The following is a 9599-nucleotide window of genomic DNA, read 5'->3' on the forward strand; positions in this document are numbered from 1 at the left end:
ACATAAAGATCTGAAGGCATTCTTAAGCTGAACTTTCCTGAGTACGACTTTTCTGGCTCTACTCCTCTTTCCTTACACCAATCAATATAATCATCAATAGAATCCCTAAAAGCTTGCTCGATTTCGTCAACGGTTGTCCCTTGAAAAGTAATAACAGCTTTTAGTCCTGTTACTTCTCCATGAAAAATACGAGCTGCATCATCATAGACAACAAAACCAGAATAATTTTTATATTTTAACATGGCTTTACTCCTGCATTTTCTAAAAACCTACGCACAGAAATAAGAGGACCTTTATCCGTTTCTTTTTGAGGATGTGGGCGATGAAAAATGGCCTCTTGGCCATTTAATAGAATTCTGATTCTTGAGCCTCTCCCCTCTTGAGTATCTGCACCAAGAGCAGAGAATAAGGATTCAACGTCCTTCCATTTCACGTTTGCTTGAACTGGCTTGGCAAATATCGCTTGTAGTGTAATCAGGTGTTTCTTATTCATGATTTTGTGATATCATATTTTGATGTTATAATCAAGGAATTCCTATATTTACGATATTGGCGTATAATCAACTTATGAGAAGAATTTCTATTGATTCTGCTATCTTGACACGAATTTTTGATAAGCTAATCGCGGAAAGAAAGTTTTTAAAGATTTTGATAAATTTGAAGCAAATTTAATTAAAGATCCAAACAAGTTAATTTAATTACCGGAATGGGAGAATTAAAGAAGGCACGTATTAAATTTTCTGCTAAGGAGAAAAGCGTTGGATTCCGAGTAGACTATTTAGATTTTCTTGAGGATGGAATTACCTATTATGTTGTTATTGACCCCAAGAACGTTAAGGGAGATTTAAGTTCTGAAGAAAAAAAGATTATTTTAAAAATGATTCAGGAGATAAAAAAAGGAGTTAAAAATGAGCGAAATGTTTGAACTTCTTGAAGAAGGTCTTAACGATATTATTGAACATCAAAAAGGGAAAAATAAGTTAAAGAAACGTAATGTAGACATTTCTGAACCTGCAAATATGTATTCTGCTCAAGATGTAAAGAGGATTCGAGAATCACTTAATTATCCACAAAATTTATTCGCTAGATTTTTGAATGTTAGTATTAGAACGGTTGAAGCCTGGGAAACAGGTAGAAGAACTCCAAATCACGCAGCTCTACGACTTCTCGAAATTGTAGATAAAGGAATTTACCATCCTCAAAGCTTAAAAAAGAGTGTTTGATAATAGAAATAAATAAAAGATTCTTATTCCACCTAAAAAGCCGATTCTTTGGGATGGTTTTAAAAGGTATTATTCTAATCTACTCTTCCATTTCCATTTGCTAGATAGCTATCTTTGCTTATGGCTATATAAAGTTCGATTTTTGTCATCACAGATACCTCTGTTTGTGCCCATAAAAATTAGCCGGTAAGTTCTTTCAATAAATTCATTAACATCGCTTTGTTTTTCAGGACTTTTTGAAAGAAATCAGAGTCTACATTTTTGACTCTTTTCCTAGACTTTTTTGTTACGTTTCTTCCTTCTTCAGTGAGGAAAAGAGAAAATACTCGAGGATCAGATGGCTTACGATGTCTCCTACTAACCCTTTTGTTTCGAGCGTACGAAAAACCTGTAAAGTCATCATAATATCTGCCCATACATGTTTACTTAAATCCATTTTTTTTCACTATCCCTTGTAATGAGTTTCTAAACAACCTATTCTGGATAACAGGGCAATTTGTACATAAATTAAATTCAATTCTGAGTCTTTGCTTGAAATGGCTTGGCAAATATCGCTTGTAGTGTAATTAGGTGTTGCTTATTCATAATTTTATGATGTCATAATCAAATCGTTTAGACTAAATTTTTAAATTATAAGTGAAAATATGAATACGAGCGAATTTAGCTGGGCAAAATTCTCAAGGATTTCGCGGTACAATAATGAAAAGATGGAAGGCTTACTAGGTCTATACCATATGAAAACCGTAAAGGAGTTCTTTTATAATTTTCTTCTCAATTTTGTTCTGGCATATTCTTTTGTTTTTATATACCACCATCATGCAGAAAGACATCATTTTTCGAGTATTCATGAAGAGTTTCTGTAATAAGTTTTTCTAATTCCTTCGGATTTTTTCCTAAAAAAACGAAGAAATCTTTATAATCATTATGAATAAAAGACCATCCATCGTCTGTGGGGATTAAGCATTCTTGATATAAACTTTCTTTGCTTTGCTCGAAAAATCTTCCAAAAACTTCTTGAATTTGAGCTATTTCTTTTCTTTTCAAACCTGTTGGTGGCCAAGGAATAAAAGGTATATTTATGCTTTCCATTGCTTTGGCTATCTCTACAGAATAGCGAAGATAATCTTCTGGAAGTATAGCATCTTCTCTAATTTTTGTTCTCCTGCTCGATCTGATAGCATTCACGCAAGCAAAAACACGGAATAATTCTAGAGAGACGCCATCTTTATTTTTTTTTCCAAAAAATAACTCTTTCAATTGTAGCTGAGGATTTTCGCTTAATTGTTTATTTACAATGAAGGGGAGAACTTCTGCCGTAATTTTTAAACGGAAAGGATTCGTAATAACTTCCCATAAAGTAGAGCCTTTTATTTGTTTAAAATTTTCTTGATATTCATGATGGTCCCAAAGAAGGCGGTTTTCTTTTTTCGTGTCTTTTTGGCGTTCTGATACATATTTATTTAGATAATCAAAAATTTGATCTTTACTAAATGGCTTAAGTTGTATCCTGTGTAAGTATTTACCTTGAGGTTCGAAGTTATTCGATTTAGCTGTTTTTGTTTTGCTGACAAAGATAACTTTAGAAATTTCCTTAGCCTCAAATTGGTTTCTCATATAAATGTTAATTTTTTTACGTTTGGCAGAGTTAATTTCATCATGGGCATCACAAATTAGCATTATTTGGCGTTTTTTTAATTCCTTCTCCTGATCGGTATTTATTCCAAAAAAACTCATTGTACACTCCCAAGCTTCATAAAAAGGATCTTTCAATCTTGGAAGGTATGTATAAATAGGAAAATAGTTTTTGTCAGAATACTCATTTAGGAACTGATCTACCAACATTTTCATAGCAAGTGTTTTCCCTTCTCCACCATATCCTTCCAGATGAAGAACTGGATCATCGCTATCATTCAAAAAGGCTCTTACCATCTTTTCCAGTGGTGTGGGGTCAGGAAAAGGTTGATCTGGATCTTCGGCATCTGAAGAAATGTAATAGGCTTTTTCTTTAAGTTGATAATCTTTTTTTAGTTTGTCCCCTATACTTTTCATAATTTCAAAAAGAGGAACTGCTTTAATAGCTTCATTAAAAATGGCATTTCGTTTAGAAGTAGAGGCAAAAGAAGAAATTCCTCTTTGTTCAAGCTGTAATTTTTGTACAACTTCAAGAGCAGCATCTTTAATTTCTTCCAGAGGGTGGGTGGTACAAGATAATAAATAAATTTTGATAAGTTCTTGAAGCTGTGTTCTATACTCTTTTTTTTCTAGATAAAAGGTTTCGGATGGATTATCCGCTTGCTTCTCATTATTTTCTTGATAGATTTGTTGAAATAAACTAATGACTATTTGTTTTAGAGTAATATCATCAGGGGAAGTTGATGAAGGGAAATGAAGTACTTCCCAAAGTAAATCTACAAGTCCCATTAAAAAAAAGGGATCATGCAGTTCTTCTCTTTTACGGATTGCAGGATCTGTATTTAATTTCTCGATAGCCTTAAAAAAACCTTGGGGGTGGGCAAAAAATGACACTCGCAAGATATATAGAGTTATAAACCATTTTTCAGGAAACAAATTTCTTGGAAGCACTCGCCCATGAAATGTGAATGCTTCTTTAAAATTATCATACGCTTCAAAAGCTGGAGCTATGTGCCAAGGTTCAAATAAGCTTATTGCGTCTGCTAGATTTGCAATTCCACGTAAGATAAGAAAGGAACGTGAAATAAGTTTTTTAACTTTATCTGAGGGAGTTGTATCATCCGAAATCTTAAGAAAAGAATTTTTTCCATAATGAGCTAGATAGGCTACCTCTAAATTTTGGTTGCCAGTCAATGAGTTAATCGCTTCATAAGCGTTTCCGTATATCTCCTCATCAACTTTTTTTACATTGCGGCTTAACATCGTTTCAATTAGAACAACGAGGGCTGTTAACTGGCTTTTAATCAAGGATATGTTTTGAATCTCTGCTGTAAGGCGAAGTTTCTCTGTCAAAGTGGTTAGCATACTTACAAAATGCTCAGGTTCAATGCTATCTAAAAATTCTAAGGACCTTGAAAAATGAGTTTTTTGGTGAAAGCTTAACTCATGTTGGTAAGTTAGCTTTTGAAAATATATGAAGATCTTCGACAAAGCTTTTAAAATCTTTTTATCTTTTAACTTATTGCTCACAAAATGGTTTACCAAACTTTTAAGGATATTAAATTGATCATCTTCTTCTAAATTTTCAAAAATTTCTATAATTTCCTCAATCGCCTTCTTTGAAGGTTGTTGCTTTTGAGTAAAAGCTTCTACCATTTGATAAGCGATTTCATTGGCCAAAGGATCCCTATAATTTAGCTGCTTTAAATATATTGCTAAGTCCTGAGCATTGTTGATAGATAATAAAGAAATAGATGGGGGGACGTTTAAAGGAGAATCAGCTTGCTCATCTTCTTTCAATGAAAGGCATAAGCATATTCCCTCCCTTTTTTGTTCCAAATTCACCCGAAACCTCGATTTAAAGTGAGGTAGAAATTTATCGCGGATTTGTTCAAAATCAGATTTCAGGGAAGGATTTAAAAGGAAATTTAAATCATTTTTTAAGTTATGGGCGATGGATTTCTCATTTCCTTTTTCATCCAGCAAATAGGCTTTGCTATTTGCAACATTGTCTGGGCATAAATCTAAACGATATTTTTCTCCCTGCGTTGTCGTTCCCTCAATTTTTATTGTTAGTTGACTGAGATATTGAGTGTTATGCTTTCCAGACTCTAAGTTCAAATGATTCTTCAACTTTTTTTTAGAAATATTTATCTGGGGATAGCTCTGAAGTATTAATTCGGAAATTGTTGTTAAAAGAATGCCCCTAGAAGGATTGCTAGTAATTTCCCATGAATGAGGTTGATGAGGCTTTTTTCCTGAGTTTTTTATGACGTTTGCTGATATCTCTTGGGTCTTAGGATCTATCTTTACATCATAGTTGTATTTCTTTTTATTTGAAACAGTGCCAGTTAGGTGAAATGTCATCACTGAATCATTTGCTGTCACTTCAGGGATCATAGTGCCTCCTTGATGATTAAGAAGCTAAATTTAGTTTTGCTTTGTATAATGTCCTACTCTTTTGTCTCTTTGGTTTTTAAATAAACAATTTTAATTTCAATCTTCTTCTTGCTGTCTAAAATTTGCAATATTTTTTGAGGGCTTTTTTTAAGAATTCTCTTTTTTCTCTTTTTTATCTGTGAATTTTTATGTAGAAGAAGCACTCTTAAAAAGAGAAAAATTACGGACGCTATAATATTAATAGTAATTAAAGGAAAAGGGATTAGGCCTGCGTTTGACAAAAAGCATGTTGAGAGGCAAAGATGGGATCCGCGTGAATGAAAAGCCTTCTTTAAATATTTTAATAATTGCTCATTTGTATAGGAGATAGCTAGATGGTTGTTTCATCAGACCAAACTTTTGGAGTGGAGTCTTTTATATTTCCTTGTATTAAAGACATAGAGCAAAGCCACAAAGAGAAAAATCCCGATTGTTCATATAGAGGAATGGAAAATATTGCGGAAATGATATTTAAAAAATTAGAAGCACAAGATCTATACCGAGCAAATTTGGTTTGTAGACAATGGAAGCAAATTATTGAGCAAAATAATTTGTTTGAAAGCTTTAGAGTTGATTTCCGAGCAGATTCTTCCTCTTCTAATTCTTCCCCTTTTAGGGATAATTCTAGAGGCGAGAAACTCAAAAACCCGGCAAAAGCTTTTAATCAGGTTAATTCATCTTTCGACTTACATAAAACTCATAGCGGTTATTTTTACTTAGATAATGATTCTATAAAATATGGAAATAAAATAAAAAAAAATTTTTCACCAGAAGATAATGAGTATATTTGGAAAATCAATGATAAGCTTTTGAGTCCGCATTTTATCAAACTTTATGCTGGCTCTTACGCACAAATGAAAAGCCCCGAGCAATTAAAAACCCAAACCTTACTTTTAAAAATTGTTAAGCTTTCTCGATACTGCCAAAATGTCAAGATTGCAGCAGCCAACGCCATGATGATTTTAAAAAGGATAGGATTTTCTTTTGTCAATCAAAAGCTTAGAGGAATCAGGATTCCTAAGTCAAATATTCCACGCATCATTTTAGATTATGCCGACTTATCTAAAGCTGATTTAAGAGGAGCTGATCTGACAGATTGTTCTTTAGCGGGTACCATCCTTGACGGTGCTAAACTGAAAGGTGCCAAGTTTGGACATCTCCCTTATCTATTGCATCAACACCGTGTATTGGCTGCAGCTCTATCTCCTAATAAAAAGTATCTTGTGTCAAACGATGAAGAAAACCTTTACGTTTGGAACCTAAAAACTTTTCAAATGAAAAAACAGCCGATAGGAAAACCTTCTGTCTACTGGGAAGGGAGTCAGTTTAAATTTTCCTATTATCCGCATATCTTCTTACTTTTTTCTCCGGATGGAAATTTTTTTTTGAGAGCTTATAGCCAAGGAGAAATTGAAATACGGAAAACTGAATCTTTAGAATTGGTTAATTATTTCCGCCTTGAAAACATTTATTCTTGTTCTTTACTTGCACTCACGAAAGATGGGACTCATCTCGTTTGCGCAGCAAATATAGCAAAAAAAAGTAAGTGGATTAGTCCATCAGGTCCTTTTGAGCAAGAAATTACCCTTTGGCGCATAAGCAAAGACTTTCATCATTTAGAATGTATAAATAAAACAAAAACGGGAAACCTGGTGGTAGCTATCAGCTTTTCGCCTGAAAAGGCAATTATAGGAACAGTGGAGTATAACCATTTTAGTTCTTCTTTTTTAGAGATGGAGTCGTTCAGCATAAATATTTATTCTCTTTTTCTCAATCTAAGCAGGATTAATGGTTGGCTTATCCCTTGGCAAGGGAGCTATGAAATGTCAAATACAGGAGAAACTCGTCGACTCATTACAAAAGGAAAAGAAGTATATATTTGGGATGAAGATGCAGGGAGGTTCGTCAGCAAGGACAATAAAAAAATTCCTTTTACCGTGGAAGAGGGTCAAGGGAGGGATGAAATGTTGAAAATGGATATTTTGTTTAATCCTGAAGGAACTCATCTACTCATTACAAAAGGAAAAGAAGTATCTGTGTAGGATATGGTTAAAGGAGATTTTTTAGTCCGTAAAGTTAAGAAAAAAATTCCTTTTTTTACTGAAAAAGAAGGAACTATAAAAAATTTGCAATATCTATCAAATAATTCTCTTTTAGCCTATTCTACCGGTGTAAATGTCCTTTGCATTCGCAATAGCAGAGATTCTCAATTAAAATGGCGCATACCATTCCCTGCTTCACTCTATGAAAGTAGGGGAGCATTTAGCAAGGATATATCATTTTTTTTTAATAAAGAAAGATTATACAGTTTTTCTGGAGCAAAAATTTTTATTAACAATTTAAAAAGCTTTTCGTCCAAAAAAGAAGGGCCTTTTGACACGTCAATTGTCGATCTTCGTTTTTCTTCAGATAATCGGGCAATCCATCTTCTGACGAATCATATTCGAATGAGCGAATTCCATGTTCCTCTTCGATTTTATGCATATGAGTCTTCCTCTGGTAAAAGGCTTGATTATAGAATCTTAGATGAACATCATCCTCAGAATCAGTTAATATACTACACTACAAGTTTATCTGAAAGAAAGACTCTATTCAGTGGCAAACTGTTTTACCTTTGTTCTTTTTCCTTCGATGCTCAGTATGTTCTAGGATTTTCGCTCAATGATATTTTTCGACCTCATCCTCATAATATGATATCTTTCCAACATGATCTTTCAAATTTTTATCGTTGTATCACTATTTCTCACGCTAAAAACGGATCAGAATACTTTAAAATTAAGAACAACTTTTTAGGGTGTGCCTTATCACTAAATAATCTTTATTTAATTGGAGCTCAACAAAATCAGCTTGAAATATGGGACATCGCTTCCAAGAAACAAATAGGATCTGCCCCTTTCCCCACCCCTCTCTCTAATAACATGAGAGTTAGCCTTGTCCTCTCTCCAAATGCTTCCCCCCCAACTATCCTTGCTACCATTGATCGTGAATTAGGGCAAACAATAATCTGGCAAGTCGATTGGTTGAACTCAAAAGCTGAGCAAATTATCCAATTTTCACCTGTTGTCAAGCTACGCTTTTTTAAAGATTCTAAACTCTTCTTTCAAAAAAAAAATACAATTTACAGGTATGATATTAATACTCGTAAACAAAAAAAATTAAGGTGCAAATATGCAGTAGTTGATTTTGATTTATCCCACGATGATTCTTTGATGATTAAAACTGAGAGGAAAGGCCTTAAAAAAAGCAGGATTTGTTTGTGGGATTTAACACAAAAGAAAAAATTAGATCAATCGTATCTTCCTTATAGTATCCCGAAAATTTGTATGTCACCTAATGGTAAATTTGTTGCGTGTTGCGATGAAAATAACTTAGAGACAATTTATGCTTGGGAAATTAAAGAAGGAAAACTTCATTTGTTATGGAAAATTCCTAAAAAATTGGAAGTGCAAGGATTACATCTACAAAATGTGCGGAATTTAAGCTATAAAAATAATTTACTGCTTTCTCAATTACAAAAAAAACCATAAAATTTCGCGATCATATATACCATATTGCGGGGACTTTTCCTGTCTAATTTGCTATTAAGTTATATGGAAAAAGGCTTATTTAATAAGAACTAAAATTTATGTTTATTATTTGTGTTAGGGGGGCTACATTGGGCAATATGATCTTGCGCATTATCAAAAAAAAGTAAAATTTGAAACACCCTATTTTAGATGTGAAATCGTACGCAAACTTTAGAAATTCATATGTTAAAAATCCATTAAATCATTGTCAAGGTATACCGTGCATTTTATCTGAAGAGAAGGAGTAAATTTTGCTAAAGCAAAATGAATATTTTTAAAAAGAGATAACATGATGGATTACTTTATTCTATCAAATTTATTTTTTTGCTTGCATTATCTGGAAGAGTTGTTTTGTCATAGGCATAAACCATTTCACTTGAGGCATGGCCAGTAACTCGCATGATATCACTATCTTGAAAACCTTGCTGCTTGAGGTATGTAACCGTCGTGGCTCTCAAAACATGAGGAGTTAATTTAAATGGAATTCCAGCAGCTTCTTTTGCTTTAGCAAATGTTTTGATTCAGTAAACACCCGGAAACTATAGACGCTTTTTAAAATTTTTCTGTGCTTTTTTTAAAGGATAGCATGCTTTTCTACTTTCTGTTGGACCTTTTTTGCGGGGTAATTTCAACATTCTTCTTTACCAAATCTGAGCCGCAGTGCGTACATCTCATTGCTTTTCTCCGCTTGAATTAGAATAATTAATCTATCAAATTAGATCAGTTTATTGAAATAGCC

Annotated in this window: 7 protein-coding genes and 1 pseudogene; 4 read left to right on the plus strand and 4 right to left on the minus strand. The window is 33.3% G+C overall.

The genetic code is table 11. The annotated features are described in order from the left end of the window. Both TY19_RS08310 and TY19_RS08315 read right to left on the minus strand, forming a co-directional pair. The coding region (locus tag TY19_RS08310) for a type II toxin-antitoxin system HicB family antitoxin (protein WP_042281698.1) at nt 1-242 on the minus strand (242 nt) is incomplete at its 3' end. Continuing rightward, the gene (locus TY19_RS08315) at nt 236-493 is read right to left on the minus strand and encodes a type II toxin-antitoxin system HicA family toxin (RefSeq protein WP_042281700.1); all 258 of its coding nucleotides are present in this window, start codon (nt 491-493) and stop codon (nt 236-238) included. The genes TY19_RS08315 and TY19_RS08310, both read right to left, overlap by 7 nt. Nucleotides 494-706: 213 nt before the next feature. Between TY19_RS08315 and TY19_RS08320 the strand changes: the two genes are divergently transcribed. Next, nucleotides 707-925: a hypothetical protein gene (locus TY19_RS08320; RefSeq protein WP_042281703.1), complete on the plus strand. Its 219-nt coding sequence runs from the start codon at nt 707-709 to the stop codon at nt 923-925. Then, a complete protein-coding gene (locus tag TY19_RS08325) occupies nt 909-1223 on the plus strand; it encodes a helix-turn-helix domain-containing protein (protein ID WP_042281705.1) in 315 nt (104 codons plus the stop codon). The genes TY19_RS08320 and TY19_RS08325 overlap by 17 nt, the downstream gene beginning before the upstream one ends. Before the next feature lie 801 nt (nt 1224-2024). Here the strand turns inward: TY19_RS08325 and TY19_RS08335 are convergent. After that, nucleotides 2025-5255, minus strand: a complete 3231-nt coding sequence (locus tag TY19_RS08335) for an NACHT domain-containing protein (protein ID WP_042281709.1) — start codon at nt 5253-5255, stop codon at nt 2025-2027. Nucleotides 5256-5629: 374 nt separating this feature from the next. On the opposite strand from TY19_RS08335, the gene TY19_RS08345 reads away from it, so the two are divergent. Continuing rightward, nucleotides 5630-7336: a pentapeptide repeat-containing protein gene (locus tag TY19_RS08345; protein WP_042281714.1), complete on the plus strand. Its 1707-nt coding sequence runs from the start codon at nt 5630-5632 to the stop codon at nt 7334-7336. 3 nt (nt 7337-7339) lie between these two features. Continuing rightward, the gene (locus TY19_RS08350; protein WP_042281718.1) at nt 7340-8821 is read left to right on the plus strand and encodes a hypothetical protein; all 1482 of its coding nucleotides are present in this window, start codon (nt 7340-7342) and stop codon (nt 8819-8821) included. 341 nt (nt 8822-9162) lie between these two features. Here TY19_RS08350 and TY19_RS12915 read toward each other — a convergent pair. Further along, nucleotides 9163-9375: pseudogene (locus TY19_RS12915) on the minus strand (tyrosine-type recombinase/integrase); the annotation flags it as partial. Between the last annotated feature and the right edge of the window lie 224 nt (nt 9376-9599).

This window comes from Candidatus Protochlamydia sp. R18, assembly GCF_000648255.1.
Taxonomy (GTDB): Bacteria; Chlamydiota; Chlamydiia; order Chlamydiales; family Parachlamydiaceae; genus Protochlamydia; species Protochlamydia amoebophila.

Excerpts from the sequence above, each read along its gene's own strand:
- TY19_RS08315 (WP_042281700.1), bottom strand. The coding sequence starts at position 493 with ATGAATAAGAAACACCTGATTACACTACAAGCGATATTTGCCAAGCCA.
- TY19_RS08320 (WP_042281703.1), top strand. The coding sequence starts at position 707 with ATGGGAGAATTAAAGAAGGCACGTATTAAATTTTCTGCTAAGGAGAAA.
- TY19_RS08325 (WP_042281705.1), top strand. The coding sequence starts at position 909 with ATGAGCGAAATGTTTGAACTTCTTGAAGAAGGTCTTAACGATATTATT.
- TY19_RS08335 (WP_042281709.1), bottom strand. The coding sequence starts at position 5,255 with ATGATCCCTGAAGTGACAGCAAATGATTCAGTGATGACATTTCACCTA.
- TY19_RS08345 (WP_042281714.1), top strand. The coding sequence starts at position 5,630 with ATGGTTGTTTCATCAGACCAAACTTTTGGAGTGGAGTCTTTTATATTT.
- TY19_RS08350 (WP_042281718.1), top strand. The coding sequence starts at position 7,340 with ATGGTTAAAGGAGATTTTTTAGTCCGTAAAGTTAAGAAAAAAATTCCT.